This window comes from Natribacillus halophilus (assembly GCF_900100185.1).
Taxonomy (GTDB): domain Bacteria; phylum Bacillota; class Bacilli; order Bacillales; family Marinococcaceae; genus Natribacillus; species Natribacillus halophilus.
The window spans coordinates 56755-80956 of sequence record NZ_FNEN01000003.1; the positions used below are offsets into that span (position 1 = coordinate 56755).

A 24202-nucleotide genomic window follows, 5' to 3' on the forward strand; every position below is an offset into this window, starting at 1 on the left:
TTTTACTCCTATTGAATATTTTTGCTTAGTAAGATATATTTGTCCCAACTTCATTATTAGGGGGAAATGAAATGAAACGTTACAAACGTTCCGGTTACCTCACGGGTGCCGCGCTCGCAACCGCCTTTTTACTTGCTGCGTGTACGGACGATTCAGAGGTAGATGAAGGCGAAAACGGGGAAGAGACTGAAAATGGCGAAGAGGAGGAAGAAGCGACCGGTGAACCGCAGGAAGGCGGAGACTTGTCAATTGCTATACAAGGTGAGCCCGTTTCAATGGACCCACACGGCTCCAACGATGTTCCATCTGCAAAGGCGCGTTCCCTGATGTATGAAACGCTCGTAACCCAGGACCCTGAAAATTTTGATCTTGAAACCGAAGGTTTGGCGGAATCCTACGAACAAACCGATGATAACACTTGGGTATTTGAGCTGCATGAAGGAGTGACTTTCCATAACGGCGAAGAGCTCACCGCCGATGACGTCGTGGCAACATTTGAACGCGTTCTTGATGAAGAGATGGCTTCAGAAGCGGCATTTCTGTTTGAAATGATTGAAAATATTGAAGCGATTGATGATTATACCGTCGAGTTCACCACGGAATTTCCCTTTGCTCCTTTACCCTCTCATCTCGCCCATGACGCTGCCGGCATTATAAGTGAAACAGCCATTGAAGAAGATGAAGCCGGAGAGCTTAACCTCGATATAGAGGCTGTAGGCACGGGCGCATTTGAATTTGAGGAATGGGAAGAGGGAAGCTCCCTTACCGTTAGCAAAAATGACGATTACTGGGGCGAAGAGGCTAACCTTGATAGTGTCACATATGAAATTGTGGGTGAAGACCTCACCCGTATCGGCATGCTTGAAAATAATGAAACACACGTAGCCGATGAAATTGAACCCACGTTAACGGATCAGGTTGAGGGGCTTGAGGACGCTACCCTTTTAAATGAACCGAGCTTGAATATGTCCTATATCAGCTTTAATACGCAGGAAGAACCGTTCGATGATCCCCTCGTACGCCAAGCGATTACAATGGCCGTCGATAACGAGGTGCTCGTAGAAGGTGTGTACGAAGGGTATGGAGAACCGGCATATGGACCGATAAACGAGCTCGTTTTCGGTTATGACGATAGTTTGGATGATCTCGGCTATGACCCTGATGAAGCCGAAGCATTGCTCGCCGAAGCCGGTTACGAAGATGGCTTTGAGACGACCTTATGGATGAATGATGAAAGCGCTGTACGTGAACAAACCGCAGAACTCGTGCAGGACCAACTCTCAGATATCGGTATCGACGTTTCTATCGAAAACGTTGAATGGGGCGCCTACCTTGATCAGACGGCTGAAGGCGAACATGAAATGTTTATCCTCGGCTGGAATACGGTCACCGCAGATGCCGATTACGGCATGTACTCACTCTTCCACTCCGATAACTTTGGAGCGCCGGGGAACCGTGCTTTCTACGAAAATGAAGAAGTCGATGAGCTTCTCGATGAAGCACGCCAGGAAACCGATGAACAGACACGGGAAGAATTATATGCCGAGCTCCAGCAAATCCTCGTAGATGACGCACCGATGATTTATACCGTCTTTGATGATCATCGCGTCGGTGTATCTGATTCAGTCGAGAATTTTGTACAACTTCCCGACGGGCGCTTTGATTTAGCGGATACGTATATTACTGAAGAGACCGAGGGAGACGGTTACTAGAGCAGGATGGTCAACTTACCCGGTTTCACACCGGGCCAACATCGAAATAAGCAACAACAGTCCTCCGTTATGGGTGTATGGTAGAAAGAACGTTTTTCGGACAATTTTTTGCCGATCGATCCTGGTTGTGTCCGAATGACCTTCCCATTCGGACAATTTTAACTGATCATTCCCTTCTTTTGACCAAATGAATGCTCGATACGGACAGTTCTCACCGATCTTCCAGTAGATTTGTCCGAATGGCGACTTGCGAACAGTTTGGAAGGTTGTCCGAGGTCATCATCCGACTGTTTTGCTCCTCCAATGGGCGGGGACTGGTAAAAACGGCGTGGCGAACGAACTTACCTTGATGAACAATGTCATTTCCAGATATGATCGCTTATTTCAGCCGTTCTGCATCAGGCTAACCACCAACCCCCCACGTGTCTATCAACCGCGCGTGGGGTTATTCCCCTTTTAATTTCTCCACCTCCGAACAGATTTCATGTTGCCATTCATAGTCTTCTGTCGTGTAAGCTATATAAGACATCGCGGAAAGTTTTTCTTTTTCCCAGTAAAAGTTTTTTAAGTACTGCTTGCTTTCGTTAACCTCCGCTTGTTCATGATCCGTAAGTGGGCGATAATCTGCTTCCAGGATCAAACGCACGAGTCTTTCTGCCACGACGGAGTACAAATGTCATCACTCTCTTCCATTTATCTTCTCCTCGTAGCTTCTCCCGGTATATGTAAAATTATAGCTTTCACCTTAAAAAATTCCATAAAAAAGACTGCCCGTAGACAGCCTCGCCTGTGTCATCCCATGCCCACGATATGATAACCGCCGTCGACGTGGAGTATTTCACCGGTCATTCCTCTTGATAAATCACTCAGTAAAAAAAGCGCAGTGTCACCGACTTCTGCCTGGCTGACGGTTCTTCTCAGTGGAGCTTTTTCTTTGATTTCATTTAACACGGTATTAAAACCGGAGACGCCTTTGGCGGACAGCGTACGGATCGGTCCGGCGGAAATGGTGTTCACGCGAATGTTGTAAGGACCAAGATCATTGGCAAGGTAGCGAACACTTGCCTCGAGGGCAGCTTTTGCGACACCCATAACGTTATAGTTTTTCACGACTTTTTCTCCCCCGAGGTACGATAAGGTTATAATCGATCCACCCTCTGTCATCATCTCGTGCTTTTGCAGCGTATGGGCGACGGCCGTTAGCGAGTATGCACTTATATCGTGGGCCATGGCGAACCCGTCCCGGGACGTATCCACGAACGTACCCGCGAGATCTTCGGTTTTTGCAAACGCGATGCAATGGGCCAGCCCATGAATGGTGCCCACTTCTTCCTTAATCTTTCGAAATGTTGCTTCGATCTCTTCGTCGCTCGTAATATCGCACTGATAAACGAACGTTTCCGTTTCCAATGTGTCCGCGAGCTCCTGGACATTTTTACCCGAGCGCTCGGCTCCATATGTAAAAACAATGCGGGCACCGGCATGGGCAAGACTCCGGGAGATACCCCAGGCGATGCTTCTTTTGTTCGCTACACCCATCACAACATAGGTGCGCCCTTCCAAAGATAAACTCATGCTTATCAATCTCCTTTCTTCATCTGCTAACCCTGAGTATAGCATTTTTTCGCAAATCATTCATTTCAATTTTAAGCTAACTTCTGCTATGATTCCAGAAGGTGATGTGTATGACTACAGGCTTGGATTTTATCGGTGATGTTCATGGTTGCAGGAGTGAACTGTTACAGCTGCTGCAACGTTTGGAGTATAAAAAAACCCGCCCAGACAGACGAAAACTTGTCTTTATTGGCGATCTCACTGACCGGGGACCGGATTCCGTCGGCGTTATTGAAGATGTCGCCGCTTTGGTCGCTCAAGATAAAGCGTACTATATCCCCGGTAATCACTGTGATAAACTTTACCGGTATTTTCTTGGTCGGCCGGTACAAATACGACACGGACTGGAGACGACAGTTGCGGAGCTTGCGGCGCTTTCGAGATCATCCTACGACCGCACACGCCAGACGTTTATGCGCCTATTCGAGAACGCCCCCTTGTATCTTCCTTTATATAATGGGGAAGTGATTGCCGCCCATGCCGGCATTCGCCGAAAGGACATCGGTGCCTCCGGCAAAGCTGTACGCGAATTCGTCCTTTACGGGGATGTCGATCGTGAGCAACAACAACCGGGAAAGCTGCCGAAACGACGGGATTGGGTATTGCAGGAAAAAAATCAACGGGATGCCCCCTGGATTGTGTACGGCCATACACCAGTACGAAAGCCGAGGGTGTACCGACGCACGATCAATATCGACACCGGCTGTGTTTTCGGGGGAGCGCTCACCGCCTTTCGCTACCCAGAACTTACGACCGTTGACGTGCCGTCACGACAAGCAGAACAGCCGGAAAAATTTCGCGTCTTTGAGCCTGATGAGCCACTCGATTCATATCGTTAGCGTCCGCTATCACATTTATTATTTGCAAAAGAAAGGATCTCGCCAATGACAAGGAATTTATGCATCAGTTTGACGAGCATTTTATTTTTATTATCGGCTTGCGCGCCGGATGCAGATATCGGCCATGTTGAAGATGAATCGGAGATTATGATATTTAGCGAAGAAGAGGAAACGTCGATCGCTTTTAACGCCTTAATGACCAACCACTCCGAACGACCTTCGGATGAATTAACCATCAATTGGGAAATAGACGATGAAGCATTGCTGGATATGTTCAGTGAACCTGAAGTCACGGAATCTGCGAGCGAGTCCTTTTCCGTAGGCGGCGGGGAACGTTTTATGATCAGCGAGTCTTTCTTCCTTGATGAAACACCGGATCCCGAGGATGTGAGCGGTGCCGTCGGCGGGATTGTTACGAATGAAGACGATGAAGAAGTTTACCGCTTCACATTTGAAAACGTTGAAGAGGTTTAAGGCCAAACAGCCTCCGGGAGCACTCGCTTCGACCATCATCATCGGTATGGCCTTTCCCGGCGGCCGATGACAGCTTCTTCGGCCACTCTCTCGCATTACTCCCCGATAAACGACTCCTTCACGCGTTTCCAGAATGGAAAAGGGCGAAAACGGGCAAAGCGCACATTTTCACTCGCGACCCGGTATTGAATCGAAGCGATATCCGAATGAATAAATGACTTATGGTCAACGGTGAGCTGGAGATTGATGTCATTCAGTGGTTTCAATAAGCACGTATGATGCTCGGGCAATACGAGTGGTGAGCCAATGGTCCGGTACACGCGATTGTTGATGGAAGCCATTTCGGCGATTTGCATGGACGCCAGGGACGGATGCAAAATCGCCCCGCCCAGCGCCTTGTTATAGGCGGTACTGCCCGAAGGCGTGGAAATACATAGTCCATCTCCCCGGAACGTCTCAAAGACCTCGCCCTTTATTTCGATATTGCAGACGAGGGAGCCTTCCGTTGCTTTGACCGTACATTCATTTAAGGGAAGATAACGATCCGGTCCTCGCCCTTCTCCCTGATAGCGAACAACGACTTCAAGGAGCGGATATTCGACGACCTGGAAAGGCGTTTTGGCAATGTGAATGATTAATTTATCCACCTCTTCCGGCATCCAGTCGGCATAAAACCCCAAATGCCCGGTATGAACACCGACAAAACAAGTATCTTCCAGTCGATGTTTATGGTCGTGAAACGCTTCCAGCAGCGTGCCGTCTCCGCCGACAGAGATGACGATTTCCGGCTCATCTTCATCATGGGTGAGCCCGTGTGCGGTCAATGCCTCCTGAATATGAGCGGCGATCCTGTTTGACTGTTCGTCCCGTCGTGACGTTACGTCATACTTCATCGTCTTCTCCCCCCTTTTACTTGTAAGTGCCTCTATTCTCTTCCTGGCGTTTCGTAATAATCGTTTGCGCTTCCCGGACTTCATCCTGGATTTTGGACATCTCTTCATCCAGGTTGTAAGCGGCTTCAGCCGCGCGAACGAGACGGCGCTTAATATGCTGCGGGATTTCTCCGCTATATTTATAATTTAGGGTGTGTTCAATCGTCGCCCAAAAATTCATCGCCATCGTGCGGACCTGGATTTCAACGAGGATATGCTTGGTGCCTTCCACCGTATGAACCGGATAATCGATAACCATATGATAAGACCGGTAACCGCTGGCTTTTCTTTCTTTAATATAGTCTCTCTCGCTGATCACCGTAATATCATCGCGCTCCCGCAGCATGTTTACAATGGTATCAATATCGGTGACAAATTGACAGACTATACGGACACCGGCAATATCCTGCATTTCCGTTTCCAGTTTATCGAGCGCGATATTTTTACGCCTGGCTTTTTCCTGGACACTCGTGATAGGTTTCACGCGTCCGGTGACAAACTCGATCGGCGTGTGTTTGGACGCGCGGCGATATTGATCACGTAAACTTTTAAATTTCACCTTTAATTCTTCAACAGCCTGTTGGTAAGGTGACAAAAATACTGCCCACTTGCTCATACAAACGCCCTCCTCACTCGTTAGCAAAAAAATGCTTTTCTACGGCGCTCACCATCTCGGCTCCGTAATTATTGTTCCCCTGAATGATATCAAGAAACATGTCCAACTCCTCGTGAATTGCCTCAAATAGGACGTCATGTTTATCGAGATAAATGGGCGTCCGCTTCCGATGGCTTTTATAAAGATCCGACCAGAATGCCTCGTGGATATGCACCTGGACAAACGTCCCTTCCCGATCAAAAATATAGACGAGGGCAAAATTGTCCGAATCAGCCAGCAGGCGAGCGGTCGGTATTAACTTCTCATCGGGATGACGGTCGCTTTCCAGATAAAGACCGTCGCCCTTATGTTGCGCACCAATTACATTGATCACGGTCACGGCTATTCGACTCCTTTACATATCGTTGTCGCACTACGATCTCTGTGCCATAATACCTGCAGGAGGCGGTTTTTATGAATCATGAATTCGACGAAATTGAAAGGGAAGGCAAGCGTCTGCTTACCGAAAATGAATTCGAAAACATACAGAACTATTTTCAGTTGCGGACCGATGATTTTCACATCCAGCACAATCACTATTTTGACACATCCGATTTTCAATTAAAAGCACGAAACGCTGCTTTGCGGATCCGATATAAGGACGAAGCGTACGTCCTGACTTTGAAAGTGCAAACTGACGAGGGCATATTGGAAAAACACCAGCCCCTTGCCGAAGGGGATTGGTCCGGAGACAACCCGCTTACACAAATTCCCGACGGGGGTGCCGTTCAAACTTACATAGAAGGCGAATGGGGTATTCCTTTTCACACCTTGCAGTATTTGGGACGGTTATCGACATGGCGGGCCGAGTTCTCGTATGAACAAGGTTTGTTCGCGCTTGATAAAAGTTATTATCTCGATAAGGTGGACTACGAACTCGAATTTGAAGGGCATTCCCAGGGACATGCCCAGAAAGTCTTATCACAAGTCACAACTCGGGTTGGGCTCAGAGAGAGCGCTTTCCAGCCTCCTCCGAAAATTCAACGTTTTTTTAATGCTCATATAGGACCTTGATCTTTTTTCGAACGGATCCTTGTATTTTCAAGCGCCTTTGATATAGTCGAGTTAAAACAAAAGGAGGCACAGCCATGAACGAATCGCATCCGTTGCAGTTTAACCGTATAAATGCGTCACCTTTTTCGGAAACACAAACGAATCGCGTGGCAGAACCGCCTTCACGCGATTTTGCTTCTATTCTCGCCAGTATTGAAGCAAGAAAAGCCCAGGATCATTCTTCTCCGTTTGGTTTTTCACATGAACGATCACTGTATTTGGATTCCGGCATGTCTGTCGCGGAAGGATCTCAAACGTCTGGCCCGGCTGAAAGCGTGGCTGCTGAAGGAACCACCACCGGAACCTTACCGGAGTCGCCTTACAATCATTTAATCGAGGCCTCTGCTGACGAACACGGCGTTGATCCCGCCTTGATCTATGCCATCATTGAGCATGAATCAGGTTTCAATCCGGAAGCCGAAAGTCATGCCGGCGCCACCGGCCTGATGCAACTGATGCCGGGGACCGCCAACGGTTTAGGGGTCACGGATGTGCGAGACCCAGCCCAGAACATCGATGGCGGTACCCGTTATATAAGTGAGATGCTTAATCGCTATAGTGGGGATATCCAACATGCCCTTGCCGCCTACAATGCCGGCCCCGGTAATGTTGACAAATTCGGAGACGTCCCTCCCTTTGCGGAAACAACGGCCTATGTACCAAGGGTTATGGACACTTACGAAAACCTGGCGTAATAGCGGCGTAACGTCGACTTTGTTTAGCAGATAAGAAAGTATAACTTTCTTATCTTACATAAGTGCAACTAAGGCTTTCGCCAGGCTTGGCGATAAGCCTAGTTTTCTTTATGTTTCCCGGTCAGCAAGCAAACCATTTGAACGTTTCATGAACCCTTGCTAAAATATAGTGTACTTCAAACCGAAGCTGTTCCCATGGGGCAACGCACAGGTCTGATAAGGGAAGGAGCGTAAACATTGGTGAATGCAAATCAGCGAGGCTGTGATGATACTTTAGGTGTTTGTGGCGTTGAATCCGATGAACGTAGACAAACGGAAAGCCAGCAAAAGCTGGAAATCTATATTTTTACAGACCCTCTTTGTCCGGATTGCTGGGGATTTGAGCCGAAAATAAAGAAAATCAGGCTGGAGTACGGCCATTTGTTCAAGATGCGCTTTTTTATCGTTCCCGAAGCCGCGAGTGGGCGTGTGAATGAACAGAATCGCCAATCGTTGGCCGACCTCTGGGAAAAGACGGCCACGCGCACGGGGATGTGTTGCGATGGTGACATATGGCACGAAAATCCACTCAGCCATTCTGACGCTCCCGCCATCGCGGTGAAAGCGGCCGAAATGCAGGGTCGTCAATATGGCTTGCGATATTTACGGCGACTGCGTGAAGCCCTCTTCCTCAAAAAAGAGAATGTCTCAAAGGAAGATGTCCTGCTGCGTTGTGCCCAACGCTCGGAGCTTGACCTTCACGAATTTCACAAGGATCTCCATTCTGATTTGGCCCGTAAAGCACTGGCTTCTGACGTAAACACCACGCATGAGATGGAGGCCGAAAGCGTTCCGACGATGATTTTTTTCAACGATTGCATTGAAGATGCCGGTATCAAAATCTCGGGTTTGCACAACTATGACGTTTACGTTGATATCTTAACGAATATGCTGGGCGAGATACCGGAACCGCGCCCAAAAATGAGCCTCGGAGACTTTATGAACACGTATCAGTTCGTCGCCACCCAGGAAGTGGCGGAAGTCTACGACTTATCCATGAAAGAAGCGACGTCTCATTTAAAAGCATTACAACTGCAACAGAAGGTTGAACGCGTCCCTGTGAAAAAAGGCGCGTTCTGGCAGCCGGTGGCGGCACGCTAACTTTTTCAGCGCCCTCCCATTGACCTCTTTTTCATTTTCAAGTGATGAAAAGAGACGAGTTCCTCATAGACTGTTGAAGAGAGGCAAGTTTAACGGGAGGGTCGCCGGCGATGCAAAAAATTTTCATCAGTATCTTCGCGGTATTGATTGGCTACATTTTATTTCTCGTTGGTGTTCTGGGTTTATTTCCGCTGGTCATCGCTGTTCCCCTATTTTTCATATCGATATTAATCAGCGTCCATTTTCTGAACGAACGCGGGCGTTTTAAAGGTTTCTCTTCTTCTCGCCTTAAACGGTAGGGGCTGTCCTTTTCGGACAGCCCCTGCTTTATGCTTCCAACAAGTCATCAGCCAATTGTTCGGCTTCATCCAACAGCTTCTCGAATTGTGTCATCGCTGCTTCGATCGGTGCCGGTTCGGTCATATCCACGCCCGCTTTCTTTAATATTTCAATCGGGTAGTCGGAACTTCCGGCTTTCAGAAAAGATAAATACCGTTCCACAGCCGGCGCTCCTTCCTCGAGTATACGCGCGCTTAGGGCCACCGCGGCACTGTATCCCGTGGCATACTGATACACATAGAAATTCATATAGAAATGGGGAATTCTCGACCATTCAAGGGCGATGTCATCATCATAGGTGATTTCTTCACCGAAATATTTTCGATTCAAGTCAAGGTATGCCGCCTTTAGACTCTCCGGGGTCAGCGCTTCACCGGCTGCATTTTTTTGATGAATCAGCTGCTCGAATTCGGCAAACATCGTCTGGCGAAACACGGTTCCCTTAAAGCCTTCCAGTTGTTGGTTGAGCAAATAGAGTCTGTTTCTTTTGCTTTCAGCTTTTTGTTCCAACGCGTGGGAGAGCAACAGTTCATTGACCGTGGAAGCCACTTCCGCGACGAATATCACGTAGTCACCGTAAGGGTAAGGCTGATGCTTATGGGTGTAATAACTGTGCATGGAATGGCCAAGCTCATGAGCAAGGGTGTACATCTCACCTATATTGTCTTGCCAATTCATCAAAATGTAAGGCTGCGTTAAGTAAGCGCCGGAGGAGTATGCCCCACTCGACTTGCCCTTGTTCTCATGAACGTCAACCCAGCCGTTTTGTAACCCCGATGTCATGGCATCGATGTAATCCTGGCCTAACGGTTTTAAGGCGTTTGTAATTTCTGCTTTTGCTCCCTCATAGTCGAAGTCGAAATCGTTGCTTTCCACGAGAGGAACGTATAAATCATAGAAATGAAGATCGTCGAGCTCGAGAAGTTTTTTCCGTAACCGTAAGTAACGTTGAAAAAGATGCAGATGGTCATTAACGACGGTAACGAGTTGATCATAGACTTTCTCGGGGATATGATTGTCATGCAGCGCCTGGGCGCGGGCGGATGAATAATGTCTCGCCTCCGTGTAGAATTGATTACGCTTCACCTGGCTGCTCAGTAAACTGGCCAGCGTATTCTCGTGCCCGCGATATGAGCGGTACAACGACTGAAAGGCGTCTTTTCGCACCCGGCGGTTGTTATTTTGCAAAAGTTGGATGAAGCGGCCATTGCTCACAGCCGTTTCGTTTCCCTTTTCATCTTCGATCGAGTCAAAGGTGAGATCGGCATCCGAAAGCATCGAAAAGGCTTGTCCGGCCTGATTAATCACTTCCGATCCCTTGGCGAGAAGCGCCTCTTCTTTCTCCGGTAATATATGAGGTCTGCGCTCGTTTAACAAGGCCAGCTCATGGGCGTACAACTGCAGGGGCTCGTGTTCGTTCACCCATTGGGCGATCGTTTCCTCCGAGGCTGATAAGATTTCCGGTTCATAAAAGGCGACCGTCGCCCCAAAACGGGAAACCAATCCACGGGCACGGTCAAATAAGCCCTGGTAAAAGCTATCGGACGTGTCTTCATCGCTTTTCAGGTGCGCATAGACGATCACCTTTTCCAGCTCCATACTGACTTCATCACGGCGTGTTAACCCTTCATACAAACGTTCAGCCGATTCCGTCAATATTCCCTGAAAAGCCTGAAGATCCGGTAACTGTTGCTCCACATGCGCGTACGCCTCTTCCCACTCCTCCGCGTTTTTAAAAATGGCTTCGACATCCCATTTTCGATCAGCGGGTATTTCTGCACGCTCCGGAACTTTTGTGCTGCTATTTGACATGGGTATCCCTCCTACTTCTTCCATCTTAAGGGAATCAGCTTCCTAAGGCAACGGAAGTGATCTGAAAACAAGCTGCTTCTGCGTACCGTTGATCCATCGCAAAACCTTCGTCGGCCGAGCCGGGAAAATGACTGATGCGAAATAAGGAAAACGTATCATCAGGATGCCACAGTAAAACCCGTAAGCGTACGAGTAACCGTAAATACTCTTCGACCAAAAGCTGTACACGTTCTATCGGCAGCTGCAGATCGTTGGCAAGCTCGTGCTCATCTGCTTGAAGGGTTTGCCGGGAAATGAAGGTCTGCTGTTCGAAATGTTGAAGGAGTTGAACATATAGCCAGGACTGCCAGAGGAGCGGAGATTCACTCACCCATGTTTGACACGGGAGAAACCAGCCGGCTTCGGAAGGATGCAAATGGATAGGCATTTTATGGCGGAGGAGCCTCTCCTGGACAATGGTTGAAAACGGCGTCAAAGGCGGGCGTTTTCCGTAACGGCAGTTTTCCTTGTAAGCGAGAAGTGCTTGGCGTTGGGTAGGATCCTGAGTGAGAGTGCTTTTGTGAGCGAGGATCTTTTCAAGGGTGGATGAAGTTAGGGGATGCGTTGCAAAATGGGCATGAGCTTTTTGCGGGGAAAGATAAGCGTTTAAATGGGCTTCCCACAGGCGGGAAGGAGCCTGTAAATAGAAAAGTCTGAGATCCCCTTCGGCATGCCAAGTAGCTTCCCACTCCCAGGTCTGCAGATGGAGTGTTTTGCCTTTTCGCCGCAAGCGTTCATACGGGAGAACCCAGATGACCTGAATGCCAAGAGCTCGATAATCCTCGGTACGAGCACGGATTTGTTCGCGACTGACCGCGGAACATTGATATTCAATCGCGAAAGTACCACTTTTCGTTTTAACAAGGATATCCGCCCGTTGCTGACTGGCAGGCAGAAAAACTTCCAGCTGAACATCTGCCCCCTGCTCGCGCAGCCATTGATAAAGAACGGCCTTGCCTTCGAGGTGACGTTGTGATTCGGCATGAGATGAGGGACACTTTGAGTGGGCAAGATGGGAAAAATGCGGCCGACGCTTATGCCCTTTTTTCAGTTGCAGGCGCTCCTGACATACCGGGCAATACCAATGGGCCTGAGCGTCGATATAGGCGTGATCCGTACTCATTAACAGCGAAACCGTGCGTCCGGAGGGGGAGGTAGCGGTAAACAATCTTGATCATCCTTTCGCGAGGGGGTTGATATGGGGAAACTGTATCTTCTTTTACATTATACACCACTGATCGCCGAATTTCCTTCTTTTTTGATAAAAAAATAAAGAAAACTTGGCTTATCGCCAAGCCTGGCGAAAGCCTTAGTTGCACTTATGCATGATAAGAAAGTTACTTTCTTATCTCTAAAAAAAGCGCTGGTCCTTCATGAATAAGGGCAGCGCTCGTTCCATCCGTTATGAGAAGTAAGAAGCCAATACTTCAACGCCATTTTCCGAAACAACCGTATGGCCGTATTCGCGAATACGATGGATGGAGACATCCGATTCCTCCCCGTATTCCAATACACGGCTTAAAATGTTGTCCTGTTCTTCTTCATCATAAAAGTCATCGAACTCGATGTGAAGATAATACACGTTTTCAAGGGCATAAACTTCATTTTGCACGTAATCCAACTTGACAGCCTTGCTTAGCGTGATCAAGTCTTCCAAGTCCGCAAAAGCAATCACAATGCTGAGCGGGTCAGTGGTGTTCGCTCCATCTCTATCCTTTTGCCGTGAACGCAACTGATCATCCAACATGTCAATGATGTTATCATCAACATCATTGTCATCTTTATCCTTGCCGACAGGTATTTCCAGTTTCACATTGCCATCATTCATCTGCCCACGGGTAATGACGATCTCCAGACCGTTATTAAAGGCCTGAACCTGGATCCATAAAGGTCCTTCAATTTCAAAATCCTCATGATCATACGCTTCGTTAATCATTTCAAAGAAGAATTCTTCTCCCCGCTCACGGTTATACCAGATTTCATCGCTATCGAAGCCTCTGTCCTCGATATCCGCGTAAGTGACATAGAATTTGATGGTTGTATCATTAATTCTTTCGATTTCCACGATTTCTCCCTCCTCGGGTTAAAGTGGACTCGCTTTTTTATTTCCCTGGGTCCATGCACATCTTGTTTACCATTCTATACAAAATCCTTATTCCTGTTAAGGGAATTGTATCATTTCACACGCCCGGAATGCTATCCTTAAGCCTGTAAAAAAAGCAACTTTTCATCCCCGTTACTTTTACTTTATAAGGCATAACAATCCTTTATGAGCGTCAAGTCGGTTTTAAAGAAAAAAACTTCTACCTTTTTGGGGATAGAAGTTTGATTGTTGGCGAATTAATTCACGAGCTTTTGCGCTTCCTGCAAAAAGTAGGTGCGTATTTTTCTCGGTAAGAACCGACGAATTTCCGCTTCATTATACCCGACTTGCAAGCGTTTGTCATCAAATATGATCGGTCTTCTCAACAACCCGGGATGTTCGCTTATGAGCTCAAACAGACGCTGGAGAGACAACGTATCGACATCGATGTCCAATTCCTGAAAAATCTTCGAGCGCTTCGATACGATTTCATCCGTCCCATCCTCTGTCATCCGGATCACATCCTTGACCTCCTCGACAGAAAGGGGCTCTGCGAAAACATTCCGCTCCTTAAAGGGGATATCGTGTTCTTCCAACCACCCTTTAGCCTTTCGACAAGAAGTACAGCTCGGTGAAGTTAATAACGTCACCACGTTGACCCTCTCCTTTCAACCAATTGACGTTCATCCTATGCAATACTTAAAATACATTTATGCTAAAAGTGTTCGACAAATATTTCCCGTGATAGACAAGTGTCACCGATATATCCACATTTATAATTATACAATAATGGTTCTAATGTAGCAAGTGTTCATTTGCTTTTTAACAGAATTATACTCGTTGCATTACATCCTCAATTCCCGCAATCGTAACCATTTAAACATATCAATTGGTCTCATCTTTTTTCTCAGTTACATTTTGTGACATTTCAATGACTTTTATCAGTCATCCGGCGCATAATTGACTCCTTCTGTATAGGTGTTCCCGGCATTCCAAAGTAAGTATTCATCGATGCCGTTATCATTTAAAGCGCGAATTTGCGCTTCCACTTCTTCCGCTCCATAAGGAATATAATTACCCTTGCCCAACCAGGAAGCGGTAAAATCCTGTATCCACGGCCTTGTCACCGGCGCTTCATCGAGAGACGCCAATACCTCATGTTCGACTTCGGCATAAGCATTCGTTAGCGCGTAAGGTTCTTTATCAGGGGTCTCTATGCCAAAATGCGACGTCCAGTGACTCGGATAAATCATCGCGGAAATGACATCGACATTTTCCGCGATCATGGAAAAGTTTTGGCCGATCCCCGGGGCTTCGTCGATCGTTGCCGCATACCCGAAAATATCGACGGAAATGTCCACATCATAAGCGGACAGCTCCTCCCGTGCATAAGTAACAAAGTCCGAGACGGCATCTACACGCACCCGTGCCCCTTTACTCTCGGAAGCCGCGTAATCCCCCAGGCTATAATCCAGATCGTCAGCACGGGTTTCAAACCCTTCCGGAAAACGAACGTAGTCGAATTGTATGTCCTGAAAACCTAGCTCGGCCGCTTGTTTGGCAACCTCAACATTGTAGTCCCATACGTCTTTTTCAAAGGGATTGACAAAAGAATCTCCCTGTCGATTCGACCATAAAGAACCGTTCTCGAGAAAAGACCAATCAGGACGGGCTTGAGACAGAAGACTATCCTTGAACGTCACAATTCGCGCGATCGGATAAATATCATGCTCAGCCAATGTTTCCATTAACGCTTCAACATCGCCAAGCTTATCCCGGGAGACGGATTCATATCGAGGATCGTCAGATGTAAAAGTCAGAAAGCCCTGGTCATCCTTAACATCGATGACCATGGCATTTAAATCCGAATGATCAACAAAATCGATGAGACTGTCCATCTTGTTTCCGCCGGCAGTATGTCCTGTTATGTAAATGCCTCTTACAGCATCCGGAGATTCGAAGTCATAGCTGTATCCACATGTGATTAAAGCGACCGCCAGAAGACAAGTCGCGCCCATTTTCCATTTCCCCATCGGTGTCCAGCCACCCTCCTTTATGTCTTCTCAGGATGTTCATCCTGGCCTTATATTATTTAAGTGCATTATAATTAACAGATAATGGAATAAAAAAACCCTTTCTATGCAAACTAGACATGAACGTCCCGATAAAGAAAACTTGGCTTATCGCCAAGCCTTTAAGGCGATAATCCTTAGTTGCACTTATGCAGGATAAGAAAGTGGTTTATACTTTCTTACCTGCTAATAAAGGATGATGACAGTGGTTTTTGTTGTATTCATCGTCGCGGCCATTATCACCTTCGCTGCCGCGACGAAACTCTCTACATATGCGGATGCCCTTAGCCGTTTATCGGGCCTGGGCTCTCTTTTGATCGGCACCTTTCTTTTAGCGGTGGCCACGGCCCTGCCGGAAGTAACCACGACGGTGACCGCGGTGTTTTTGGATAATCCCGACATGGCTGTCGGCAACATTCTCGGCAGTAATCATTTTAACCTCTTGATTCTTGCTGTTTTCGATATCATATACAGAAAAAGAAAAATGCTCGCGCACATCTATAAGCAACAGCGTTACACGGCGTTGTTCGGCGTTTTCATGACGCTCGTCATAGCCTTGGCCATATTTATGAGGCTCGACATCCCCATCCTTACCATTGGTATCGATGCCCTTATTATCGTCGCTCTTTATTTACTCAGTTTGTGGATCATCCAGCGTACTCCTGTTCCCGAGCAAGAGAAAAACCATTCGTCGCAAGAAGAGGAATACAGCCTCAAACATGCGCTGATGGGTTTTATCATTATGGCAATCATCATTTTTATCTCCGGGACGGCCCTCACCCTTTCGGGTGACCAAATCGCGCTCATTACCGGGCTCGGTTCGAGTTTTGTCGGCAGCTTTCTGATCGCGGGTTCAACATCTCTTCCGGAAGTCGTTACGGTATTAACGGCCATGCGCTTGAATAACGAAAATTTGGCGGCTGCCTCCATATACGGAAGCAATTTATTCAACATGTTGCTGCTGGTGGTATGCGACCTGATCTACCGGGGGCCTATCCTGCAGTCTATATCGCTGAGCCATGCGGTTACCGCAATCTTCCTGCTCATTAACAGCTCCCTCGTCTGTTATGCGATGTTTGCCAGGAAAAACCGCAGATTTTATACATGGCCGTCTCTCGTTATGATATTGTTCTACATATTGACGATGGTCTGGCTCTATTATTCATCCTGACCCGCAAACGCCTGCAGCACTTCTTCTTTATTCAATGGCCCATAAAAAGGTTTAATGATCTCCTGCTGTTCATCGATGGCGTATGTCGTCGGGATGCCCTGGACACCGTAGCTTTTCGCAATCCGTCCATCATGGTCTATCACGACCGGCATATTTAATTCGTCGGCAAATGCTTCGATATCCGTTTCTTTTCGTTCTGAAGTCGCCATGTTCACCGCCAGCACTTCAATGCCGTCCGACTGCAGAGACTCATAATGGTCGGAGAGCTCCGGCAATTCCTGCTGGCACACTTCGCACCAGGTGGTGAAAAAAAGGAGCAATACATTTTTCCCGGCATAATCCTGGATGGAGACGGCGTTACCCTCCGTGTCCTTGGCGTCAAAGTTCACCGCCTGCATGACCGGAAGCGCGTCTTCTTCAGCCATTGCATCCTTTGGTACCGTAGCGACCATACATAACACTAAAACGATCATACCGATATTGAGTTTTCGCACACGTCTCCCCCCAATTTTGTTATAATCGTCCCGTAAGGGTGATGAAAAATGAGCGTAAGGGCAATGACGATCTTCCTTGCCATCGTGCTTGCTGTCTTGATCCTGTTTGAAAACCGTACAGGGTCTAACACAGGGTTTTTCCCTTATATAATACTGCTGCTTGTCACACCGTTGTTCATCTATGACATTTGGCGGCGCCGAAAGACAGGGAGACCATCATAAATTTACTCTTTTTATATCATGCTCTAAAATAAGAGCTAACATTCAGGAACAGAGAGGAAGGGAAGGCTGTCAGAAGGCCACAGACCATGAAGAAAATTTTTTCGGGAATCCAGCCAAGTGGTATCGTCACATTTGGCAATTACTTAGGGGCCATGAAACATTTCGTGGAGCTCCAGCAAGATTATGACTGTATGTTTTGCATCGTCGACCAACACGCCATCACCGTTCCCCAGGACCCGGCCACTTTAAGGGAGCAAAAACGGAAACTGGCCGCGCTTTACATGGCTGTAGGTATTGACCCGAAGCAGTCGACGATTTTCGTGCAATCCGAAGTGCCCGCTCATGCCCAGTTGTCATGGATCATGCAATGCATCTCCTATATCGGGGAGTTGGAGCGGATGACCCAGTTTAAAGACAAGTCCGAAGGGAAAAGCGGCGTGTCGGCCGCGTTGTTAACATACCCGCCTTTAATGGCCGCCGATATCCTCCTTTATGGCACGGATATCGTCCCCGTCGGAGAAGACCAACGTCAGCATCTGGAGCTGACCCGGACGCTTGCCGAGCGCTTTAATAGCCAGTACGCGGACATATTTATAATCCCGGAAGCAAAAATTCTCGGGCGCAGAATTATGTCGCTCCAGGACCCGGAAAAGAAAATGAGCAAGTCCGATGCCAATACAAAAGCGTTTATTTCCATGCTCGATGATGAGAAAACGATGACGAAAAAAATAAAAAGCGCGGTCACCGATTCCGATCAGGACGTGCGCTTCGACGAGGAAAACAAGCCGGCGATCAGCAATTTGCTGCAGATCTACTCGTTGCTTGGCGATGAAGAGATCTCTGCCATAGAAGCAAAATACGAAGGCAAAGGCTACGGCGCCTTTAAAACCGATCTCGCAGAATTGGCCGTCACGGTGCTCAACCCGATTCAAAAGCGTTTTTACGACATTTATGAGTCTGATGAAGTAGACAACGTGCTGGATGCCGGAAGCGACAAAGCCAACGAGCAAGTACAGCCGCTCCTGCAAAAGGCGGAGGAAGCGATGGGACTGCAACGGCATTAACGTTTAGGTGCGCAGAGGGCGGTGCTGGCGCGTGGGTTCGGGGTGGCGCCTTTTTAACGGCATCTTCCGCGTTTGTCCACTGTGCGGGCAACAACCCGGACCCCGAGCCGCGCCCAAATAAAAAGCACTGCCCCGCTTATATCGGTTCAGTGCTCCTTCGTCAATATTCTTTTCCTCTTTTTCTCCAGGTTTTTCCAACGAAAATGAAACCGCCAACGGTTCCGACAACCAATAACACCGTAAAGATTTGCATGATCAAGTAAGCCAGTCCATCCATGATGTCCCCTCCCTTTCATCCATACGTTTACTATTATAAAAGAGAAACGTATAACTGTAAATGAGGGAATAGTATAACCTACAGACGATTATTTATGCATTTCACTTTCATGTTGCATATCCCAGAGCTTCTCAAAGAAGGGTTGCCCTTTGGCCATCGCTTCACAAAGCTCGTAATGATCTTTGCTCCATCCCAAGCACACTTCATTGTAAAGGGCCTGTAAGGCCTCCTCCCCGCTCATCATCTGGATATCCATGTATCTGGCCGGGGACCATTCGGTATACCAATAGCGAATTTCCGCATCTTGACCCGATGTGTCCAATTGGTCGATAATCATAAACAACAACTGCTTTAATTGTCGTTCCTTGCGTGTTAACCCTTTCATATACTCCGGGTGCGGAGAGAGAATATGGTATTCTTTTTCCGTCGGCTCCCCTTCTTCCCCGAAACCAGGTTCTTCAGATTGTTCGATGGCCTCAAGGGCCAGTTTTTCCTGGCGAGGGGTCATGCGACTTTTGCGAATCGGGGTTTCATACCCGAGGGTGTCGACGACCAGGGTAGCCTCCCCATTCGTTGCAATAAAACAATAATCGAGCGGAAGCTTGGACATATTTTTACGAAGGGCACTCTTTCGGTGCACAGCATCAAGCAACGGTTGCGGAATCGTGTCCAGACTATTCTCCAGTTGGTCGTATAGATGGTCGGTGACCCTGACAACCTCCGCGATATCGAGCACTTCTATGCGATCTTCACTTCGCCATTCATGAAACGGACAAATATTGTATCCATTTTCTTCGCCTTCAAACCAATTGACCCACACATCACGAATCCGGGCCATCTGGAAGCCCCCTTCCTATACGAGAAATCGTACCTACAGTATAGTCGGGGATGAGAGAATTTATTCTGCGTCGTCTTTATCAATTTATTTTTTCCTGGTGCGCGACAGACAAATAAGGCCGATCACCGCGAGCAGCAAACCACCGGCGAATAGATACAGTTCAGGTATCAGGATAATGAAATGCCAGTACTCGTACAGGCTAAAGCCGGAGACGGTTAAATTCAAATAACCGATGAGGCCAATGCCTCCCACTACGGCAAGCAGTATCCCCAGGAGCGCCACTGATACCCAGAATGCAATGATGATCACCCTTTCTGATTGAACGCCTATAATATTGTATATGACTGGATCACACACGTATGCCAGGCTTAGGAGGAAAAGATGAAAATTATCGCCGCCCATAAACATACGGATTTTGACGCCCTCGCCTCCCTCGTCGCCGCGAAAAAATTGCATCCGGAGGCGGACGTTTTCCTGCCGGAAACGCTGAGCCCGAATGTCAAACAATATATGGCCATCTACCGCGATCAGTTCCCGTATATTGATAAGCAGCAAGAAATAAAACAAGACATCGACGAGCTGATCCTGGTGGATACGAGCAGCCAAACGAGGACGGGCGATGAGCTCAAGGACGTACACGCGAAAACCTTAAAGATCTATGATCACCACCCGGAGAGTTTTCACCTCTCCTATCCCGGGGAAACGGCAGCCGTGGGAGCGACGATTACGATTCTCATAGAACACATACGCGAACAGGAACTTACACTCAGCGACTGGGAACGTACGTTATTCGCCCTCGGTTTATATACGGATACCGGATCCTTCACTTATGAGCATACGACGAGCCGGGATGTGCAAGCGCTTCTGTTTTTATTTCAGGAAGGGATCTCCCTTGAGGTCGTTCATCGTTTTTCCCATGCTTCTTTTTCCGACGAGCAAACCGATCTTCTGCTGCAACTTCTGCAAAATGGGAAGGCGCACGATGTGGGCGGCGTCTCCATCATGATCGGGAACATCTCGAGTGCATCCTTCATCGATCATCTCAACCTTATCGTGGAAAAGTGGCTCGATGTCGCGAACGCCGACGCTTGCATCGCGATCGCGCACATGAAAAAAACGATTTTTATAACGGCACGGAGTCAGCATCAACGCATCGATGTTTCCCGGGCCTTGCAGATTTTCGACGGTGGAGGCCATGAGAATGCAGCGGCGGCGACCGTAAAGGACAAAGAGCCCTCAGAAGTGGAAGCAAACCTTCTCGACCAACTGTCAACGGCGGTTAAACCGGCCCTTGTCGCCAAGCAAATAATGAGTCATCCGGTCAAATCCGTCAGCCCGGACACATCCATTGAAACCGTCAGGGAGGAGATCGTGCGCTACGGCCATTCCGGTTTTCCCGTCGTAAGGGACAACCAACTGGCCGGGATGATCTCCCGCCGGGACGTGGACAAAGCCTTTCATCACGGTCTTGGGCATGCCCCGGTCAAAGGGCACATGAGCGAGCAGCTGATTACTTGTGAGGCGGGCACGACCTCCGAAGATGTCCAGCGCATCATGATCGGGCACGATATCGGACGATTGCCTGTCATAGCCAACGACGAATTGATCGGCATCATTTCCCGTTCGGATCTTTTAAAATTGAATCACGATAAAACTTATGAGAAAGAGCAAACACGAAAACGCAATCTCATCGATACGATGATCCACTCCCTGTCTACGGACAATTATCATTTGCTTAAGACCATTGGCCAAATCGCTGATGAAGAGCACGTTGACGCTTATTTAATCGGCGGGATCGTACGTGACTTTTTGCTTCAGCGCGAAAATGAAGACATCGACATCATGATCGAAGGAGACGGTATCGCCTTTGCGGAAGCAGCGGCGCGCCGGTTAGGCGGAAAACTGTATACCCATGAAAGCTTTCAGACGGCTAAAATTCTGCTCGAAAGCGGTAAGTCCATCGATATCGCCTCTGCACGGGCGGAATATTATGATGCACCTTCCAGCCTCCCGAGCGTCACGTTTTCAAACTTGCATGAAGACCTTTACAGGCGGGATTTCACGTTTAACGCGCTGGCCATTCAGCTTAATGAAGTTTCTTTCGGCAGACTCATCGACCCTTTCGGGGGCGAAGAAGATCTGCAGAAAGGGAACATACGGGTGCTTCACAATCTCAGCTTTATCGAGGATCCTACGCGCATTTTACGTGCCATTCGGTTTGAATTAAAATTCGACTATACACTTGCTGCCGACACGAGGCGGTTTGCCGTACAGGCAACATCGGCTATCGCCCGCTTATCCGCGGATCGAATCAAGGCTGAATTTAACCGGTTGTTTCCGGAAGTTACAGCAGCTGCTTCGTTCAAACGGCTGGAAGAGCTCGAGCTGCTGGCTGCTTTTATTCCCTTTGCTTCCTGGTCCGAACAGAGCAGACGAATGTTACAAAAGATAGAAAACGAACAGCTACCGGAAAACGTTCAGACCATCTCACGACTGCTCCCTCTATTTATTTTTGATGGGAACCTGCAACATCTTGCCCGTTTTGCCTTGACGAAACCTGAAAAACAGCTGTTAAATGATTTTGCACAATGGCTCGCCCTGGATGAGGCGGCGTTTGCATCGCTGGGTACGCTTCACGAAAGCATTCACGGGATGGAGGAAACGGCCCTTTTTATTTTTGAAACATATGCGGAGGTAGCCGAACAACAAAGGAGAGCATTGCTGATCCGGCAATACCGTAAACAACGGCAGCACATCCCTCTTTTAGTCACAGGCGAGGATTTAAAGGCATTGCCCATCGCACCGGGGCCGCAGTACAAACATTTTCTTTTAAAAGTGGAAAGCTTATGGCTGGAGGACAAGATTAAAACCCGCGATGAAGCGCTTCAGTGGCTGAGATCCGAAGCGAATTAAGGAGGAAAAAATATGTCTCTTGATCCACAAGCAAGAAACGTTTTAGATTTTCTGGGCCAGGGCCCTCCGCTGGAGACATTGCCGATTGAACAGGCACGTGCCTCTTTTGAAAAGATCAGTGTGAACCCGCAGCCACAGCCTATCGAACAGGTCGAAGACCGTACCATTCCGGGTCCGAATGGAGACATTCCTATTCGCATTTACAATCCCTTTCAGGAAGGGGTGCACCCGGCGCTTGTCTTCTACCACGGGGAGGTTGGGTCGTCGGAAGCATAAACACCCATGACTCTTTATGCCGCTCATTATCGTATCTCGCCGAATGCATCGTCATATCAGTTGACTACCGTCTGGCCCCTGAACATAAGTTTCCGAAAGCGGTGGAAGATGCGTATGCTGCCGTCGAATGGGTGGCTCAAAATGGCGAAGAGGTGAATGTTAATACAGAGCAAATAGCCGTTGGCGGCGACAGCGCCGGCGGCAATCTCGCAACAGTAGCAGCTTTGATCGCGAAGGAAAAAGGGACACCTGCACTTGCCTATCAATTGCTCATTTACCCGTCAACGGGCGCGGGCATGGCCACCGAGTCACAGCGTGAAAATGGGAAAGGTTATTTTTTAACGACCGACATGATGACCTGGTTCGCCGATAAGTATTTCAACAGCTTTGATGAGCTGCAAAACCCTTACGCTGTCCCTTTAAAAGCGGAGGATTTGAGCGGCCTGCCTCCGGCCCTTGTCATTACAGCAGAGTTCGATCCCCTGCGGGATGAGGGAAAAATGTACGCTGAGGAGCTGAAAAAAGCGGGCGTTGATGTTACGTATACATGCTACGACGGGATGATTCACGGCTTTGTAAGCATGGATGCGTTTATATCAAAAGGCAAAGACGCGATTGCACAGGCAGCGAACGCTTTACGGGATGTGTTTCAATATTGAACCAGCCGAACGGCTGGCCTTTTTTAATTGACACATTACTACGCGGAGATTATAGTCAAAAATAATAGATTAAAAGCTGCGGCTTTAGTCAAAGTCAACCCTCGCACAATGACGCCCCCCTCTTTTGGCTTATCGTACCTTGCGGCGCGCCCCCGCCACCGCTGGTCTTTAATTTTTCCTTGAAAAAAATGCGGAGGAAACTACTCATCTATGAAAAGTCTATTTTTATTTTCCATCTTCATCCTTTTCGCTTTTATCATGTTTACATACGTGGATATTCAGGATCCTCAGCATGGCGAACAACAAGTCATGGCCGAAGACATCGTCTCCAGTGACGAAGAGTTGCACCCCTATGTCAAAGAGCAAAAAGAGGCATTGATCGAGCGTGCGGATGATATCGGCATCACGGTGGTCATTACTGACGGGTATCGTTCGAGTGAAGAACAGGACGAGCTTTATGCCCAGGGGCGAACGACGTCCGGGGAGGTCGTGACGAATGCCGAGGGTGGCGAGTCCTACCATAATTACGGCTTAGCCGTCGATTTCGCGATTGAAAATGAGGACGGGGAGCTCATCTGGGATATCGAATACGACGGAACCGGCAGCGGGGAACCGGACTGGCTGGAAGTGGCAGATATCGCCGAGGAACTAGGTTTTGATTGGGGCGGGCACTGGAACGACTACCCCCATTTGCAAATGGACTTCGGTCTATCAGTTGAAGAGCTGCAAGAGGCTAAACGACACTGAGACGATCCCGCACACCCTAAAATCAGAGAATCACCAAAATGGGGGGCGATGGATGGCTCCGCGCACCCCAAAATCAGAGAAT

27 protein-coding genes are annotated in these 24202 nt (G+C 48.2%); 14 read left to right on the forward strand and 13 right to left on the reverse strand.

The window, feature by feature from the left end:
• The first annotated feature begins 71 nt into the window (after nucleotides 1-71).
• Nucleotides 72-1712, forward strand: coding sequence for a glutathione ABC transporter substrate-binding protein (locus BLS58_RS04670; RefSeq protein WP_090396511.1), 1641 nt, complete (start codon nucleotides 72-74; stop codon nucleotides 1710-1712).
• A 445-nt stretch (nucleotides 1713-2157) separates the two neighbouring features.
• Here the strand turns inward: BLS58_RS04670 and BLS58_RS04675 are convergent, their stop codons facing one another.
• Complete coding sequence (locus BLS58_RS04675) at nucleotides 2158-2385, reverse strand: DUF7667 family protein (RefSeq protein ID WP_090396513.1); 228 nt, start codon at nucleotides 2383-2385, stop codon at nucleotides 2158-2160.
• Between the two features lie 119 nt (nucleotides 2386-2504).
• Nucleotides 2505-3287: an enoyl-ACP reductase FabI gene (fabI, locus tag BLS58_RS04680; protein ID WP_090396515.1), complete on the reverse strand. Its 783-nt coding sequence runs from the start codon at nucleotides 3285-3287 to the stop codon at nucleotides 2505-2507.
• A gap of 110 nt (nucleotides 3288-3397) precedes the next feature.
• Between fabI and BLS58_RS04685 the strand changes: the two genes are divergently transcribed.
• Nucleotides 3398-4165, forward strand: a complete 768-nt coding sequence (locus tag BLS58_RS04685) for a metallophosphoesterase (RefSeq protein WP_176764617.1) — start codon at nucleotides 3398-3400, stop codon at nucleotides 4163-4165.
• Nucleotides 4166-4210: 45 nt separating this feature from the next.
• The gene (locus BLS58_RS04690; RefSeq protein ID WP_090396518.1) at nucleotides 4211-4639 is read left to right on the forward strand and encodes a hypothetical protein; all 429 of its coding nucleotides are present in this window, start codon (nucleotides 4211-4213) and stop codon (nucleotides 4637-4639) included.
• Between the two features lie 95 nt (nucleotides 4640-4734).
• Here BLS58_RS04690 and BLS58_RS04695 read toward each other — a convergent pair whose 3' ends face one another.
• From BLS58_RS04695 to BLS58_RS04705, 3 genes are read right to left on the reverse strand one after another with little or no spacing between them, the layout of a single operon-like run.
• Complete coding sequence (locus BLS58_RS04695) at nucleotides 4735-5532, reverse strand: NAD kinase (protein WP_245723053.1); 798 nt, start codon at nucleotides 5530-5532, stop codon at nucleotides 4735-4737.
• 16 nt (nucleotides 5533-5548) lie between these two features.
• Nucleotides 5549-6187, reverse strand: coding sequence for a GTP diphosphokinase (gene yjbM / locus BLS58_RS04700; RefSeq protein ID WP_090396522.1), 639 nt, complete (start codon nucleotides 6185-6187; stop codon nucleotides 5549-5551).
• Between the two features lie 13 nt (nucleotides 6188-6200).
• Nucleotides 6201-6566, reverse strand: coding sequence for a UPF0738 family protein (locus BLS58_RS04705; RefSeq protein WP_090396524.1), 366 nt, complete (start codon nucleotides 6564-6566; stop codon nucleotides 6201-6203).
• Between the two features lie 74 nt (nucleotides 6567-6640).
• On the opposite strand from BLS58_RS04705, the gene BLS58_RS04710 reads away from it, so the two are divergent.
• The 4 genes from BLS58_RS04710 (at nucleotide 6641) to BLS58_RS04725 (ending at nucleotide 9413) form a co-directional block, all read left to right on the forward strand.
• Nucleotides 6641-7240: a CYTH domain-containing protein gene (locus BLS58_RS04710; RefSeq protein WP_090396525.1), complete on the forward strand. Its 600-nt coding sequence runs from the start codon at nucleotides 6641-6643 to the stop codon at nucleotides 7238-7240.
• 74 nt (nucleotides 7241-7314) lie between these two features.
• Nucleotides 7315-7974 carry a lytic transglycosylase domain-containing protein gene (locus tag BLS58_RS04715; protein WP_245723054.1) on the forward strand — a complete coding sequence of 220 codons (660 nt, stop codon included), beginning with the start codon at nucleotides 7315-7317 and terminating at the stop codon, nucleotides 7972-7974.
• A 240-nt stretch (nucleotides 7975-8214) separates the two neighbouring features.
• Entirely contained in the window at nucleotides 8215-9114 is a 900-nt protein-coding gene (locus BLS58_RS04720) for a DsbA family protein (RefSeq protein ID WP_245723070.1), read from the forward strand.
• A gap of 110 nt (nucleotides 9115-9224) precedes the next feature.
• A complete protein-coding gene (locus BLS58_RS04725) occupies nucleotides 9225-9413 on the forward strand; it encodes a hypothetical protein (protein ID WP_090396529.1) in 189 nt (62 codons plus the stop codon).
• 28 nt (nucleotides 9414-9441) lie between these two features.
• On the opposite strand, the gene pepF is transcribed toward BLS58_RS04725, so the two are convergent.
• The 5 genes from pepF to BLS58_RS04750 form a co-directional block, all read right to left on the reverse strand.
• Entirely contained in the window at nucleotides 9442-11265 is a 1824-nt protein-coding gene (gene pepF / locus BLS58_RS04730) for an oligoendopeptidase F (protein ID WP_090396531.1), read from the reverse strand.
• A 34-nt stretch (nucleotides 11266-11299) separates the two neighbouring features.
• Nucleotides 11300-12472, reverse strand: coding sequence for a competence protein CoiA (locus BLS58_RS04735; RefSeq protein ID WP_090396533.1), 1173 nt, complete (start codon nucleotides 12470-12472; stop codon nucleotides 11300-11302).
• A gap of 234 nt (nucleotides 12473-12706) precedes the next feature.
• Complete coding sequence (gene mecA / locus BLS58_RS04740; protein ID WP_090396535.1) at nucleotides 12707-13369, reverse strand: adaptor protein MecA; 663 nt, start codon at nucleotides 13367-13369, stop codon at nucleotides 12707-12709.
• A gap of 275 nt (nucleotides 13370-13644) precedes the next feature.
• Nucleotides 13645-14040, reverse strand: coding sequence for a transcriptional regulator SpxA (gene spxA / locus BLS58_RS04745; protein WP_090396538.1), 396 nt, complete (start codon nucleotides 14038-14040; stop codon nucleotides 13645-13647).
• A gap of 288 nt (nucleotides 14041-14328) precedes the next feature.
• Entirely contained in the window at nucleotides 14329-15420 is a 1092-nt protein-coding gene (locus BLS58_RS04750) for a putative glycoside hydrolase (protein ID WP_090396540.1), read from the reverse strand.
• 244 nt (nucleotides 15421-15664) lie between these two features.
• Here BLS58_RS04750 and BLS58_RS04755 point away from each other — a divergent pair, with 244 nt between their 5' ends.
• Nucleotides 15665-16630 carry a sodium:calcium antiporter gene (locus BLS58_RS04755; RefSeq protein ID WP_090396542.1) on the forward strand — a complete coding sequence of 322 codons (966 nt, stop codon included), beginning with the start codon at nucleotides 15665-15667 and terminating at the stop codon, nucleotides 16628-16630.
• On the opposite strand, the gene BLS58_RS04760 is transcribed toward BLS58_RS04755, so the two are convergent.
• Nucleotides 16618-17124 carry a peroxiredoxin family protein gene (locus tag BLS58_RS04760; protein ID WP_090396544.1) on the reverse strand — a complete coding sequence of 169 codons (507 nt, stop codon included), beginning with the start codon at nucleotides 17122-17124 and terminating at the stop codon, nucleotides 16618-16620. The two genes, BLS58_RS04755 and BLS58_RS04760, sit on opposite strands and share 13 nt — an antisense overlap.
• Before the next feature lie 48 nt (nucleotides 17125-17172).
• Between BLS58_RS04760 and BLS58_RS17445 the strand changes: the two genes are divergently transcribed.
• Together BLS58_RS17445 and trpS are read left to right on the forward strand one after the other, a co-directional pair.
• Entirely contained in the window at nucleotides 17173-17346 is a 174-nt protein-coding gene (locus BLS58_RS17445) for a hypothetical protein (protein ID WP_176764618.1), read from the forward strand.
• An 86-nt stretch (nucleotides 17347-17432) separates the two neighbouring features.
• Nucleotides 17433-18410, forward strand: a complete 978-nt coding sequence (trpS, locus tag BLS58_RS04765; protein ID WP_090396546.1) for a tryptophan--tRNA ligase — start codon at nucleotides 17433-17435, stop codon at nucleotides 18408-18410.
• A 365-nt stretch (nucleotides 18411-18775) separates the two neighbouring features.
• Here trpS and BLS58_RS04770 read toward each other — a convergent pair whose 3' ends face one another.
• Together BLS58_RS04770 and BLS58_RS04775 are read right to left on the reverse strand one after the other, a co-directional pair.
• Nucleotides 18776-19525 carry a DUF3603 family protein gene (locus tag BLS58_RS04770; RefSeq protein ID WP_090396548.1) on the reverse strand — a complete coding sequence of 250 codons (750 nt, stop codon included), beginning with the start codon at nucleotides 19523-19525 and terminating at the stop codon, nucleotides 18776-18778.
• 84 nt (nucleotides 19526-19609) lie between these two features.
• Nucleotides 19610-19882, reverse strand: coding sequence for a YuzI family membrane protein (locus BLS58_RS04775; RefSeq protein ID WP_143018868.1), 273 nt, complete (start codon nucleotides 19880-19882; stop codon nucleotides 19610-19612).
• 24 nt (nucleotides 19883-19906) lie between these two features.
• On the opposite strand from BLS58_RS04775, the gene BLS58_RS04780 reads away from it, so the two are divergent.
• The 4 genes from BLS58_RS04780 to BLS58_RS04790 all read left to right on the forward strand — a co-directional run bounded on the left by BLS58_RS04780 (nucleotide 19907) and on the right by BLS58_RS04790 (nucleotide 24120).
• Nucleotides 19907-22438 carry a CBS domain-containing protein gene (locus tag BLS58_RS04780; protein WP_090396552.1) on the forward strand — a complete coding sequence of 844 codons (2532 nt, stop codon included), beginning with the start codon at nucleotides 19907-19909 and terminating at the stop codon, nucleotides 22436-22438.
• Between the two features lie 12 nt (nucleotides 22439-22450).
• Nucleotides 22451-22714, forward strand: coding sequence for an alpha/beta hydrolase family protein (locus BLS58_RS17920; RefSeq protein ID WP_245723055.1), 264 nt, complete (start codon nucleotides 22451-22453; stop codon nucleotides 22712-22714).
• Nucleotides 22711-23373, forward strand: coding sequence for an alpha/beta hydrolase (locus BLS58_RS04785; protein ID WP_245723071.1), 663 nt, complete (start codon nucleotides 22711-22713; stop codon nucleotides 23371-23373). Before BLS58_RS17920 ends, BLS58_RS04785 begins: the two co-directional genes overlap by 4 nt.
• A 210-nt stretch (nucleotides 23374-23583) precedes the next feature.
• Nucleotides 23584-24120: a M15 family metallopeptidase gene (locus tag BLS58_RS04790; RefSeq protein ID WP_176764619.1), complete on the forward strand. Its 537-nt coding sequence runs from the start codon at nucleotides 23584-23586 to the stop codon at nucleotides 24118-24120.
• The last annotated feature ends 82 nt before the right edge of the window (nucleotides 24121-24202 follow it).